Source organism: Sunxiuqinia dokdonensis (assembly GCF_001270965.1).
Lineage (GTDB): Bacteria > Bacteroidota > Bacteroidia > Bacteroidales > Prolixibacteraceae > Sunxiuqinia > Sunxiuqinia dokdonensis.
Genome location: NZ_LGIA01000101.1, coordinates 1 through 895, shown reverse-complemented (window position 1 = coordinate 895; position 895 = coordinate 1). Strand labels below are relative to the sequence as shown.

The window sequence follows — 895 nt, the reverse complement described above, 5'->3', positions numbered from 1 at the left end:
TCTTCTTTGATTTTCCGAAGTAATCCTTTGAAGTTGAAGCCTGCAGCGGCCAGATTGGCATTAATGGAGTTACCAGCAATTCCTTTCAGATAATTTTTGATCATTCGGTTTCCATATTTTGTGTGCCCAATAACGGGTTCAACTGCAGCTCTTGATTTACACTTCTTACGCATTGTATTGTTGGTATAAGGCTGCCTCGAAGAAGGTGGCCTTGGTGTGACAATAATTGTATCACGAACCATCTTTTTACCTTTGTAACCTCGATCCACGATCGCATTCTTAAATTTTATTTTGCTGACCTTTTCAATGTTTTCCAGAGCTGGTTCAAGTGTTGATGTATCATTAGGGTTTCCATTAAAATTTTTGATTCCAACGATGATGTTGATCTTTGGTACAACTGCAAAAGAAACTTTTGAGCCAAATTCAAATTTCTTGTGAGCTTTGCCTTTTGCAATGCATGCTGTTTCTGGTTCGTGTAAGCTGTAAATTTTATTACTGTCATTTTTCCTTTGAGTGACTATCTTGTTGCAGTTTTGCAAGACCTCTTCATATTGTTCCAAAGCATCCTGATCCAGCTTTCGTTCCAACTCCCGAACCAACCGTCCTGCAATAGTTCGTAGTTTGCGTAAAGCAGCAGCCGCTTCTTTCTTCCGTTTTGGATGATGAGCAAAGCGTTGCTTTAACAAGAGTTTTTTCATAGTGCTTTTGTAGCTCTGACGCTGTTCTACACCTTCAGCTTTAGCAATCTTATTACATCGTTTAATTACTTTTACCAGAAGTTTTGCATCAGTTGGGTAGGTGATATTTTTCTCTTGAGCGGTTGTGTCAATCAGTACATCATTGGTGCTTTTAATCTCATCCCTTCGGGTTTGAATGGAAACACGAATAGGATAAA

General features: G+C 38.9%; 1 protein-coding gene. It reads right to left on the bottom strand.

The window, feature by feature from the left end; translation table 11 throughout:
* On the bottom strand, nucleotides 1–895 hold an 895-nt coding region (locus NC99_RS07290), incomplete at both ends, for a transposase (protein WP_053181598.1).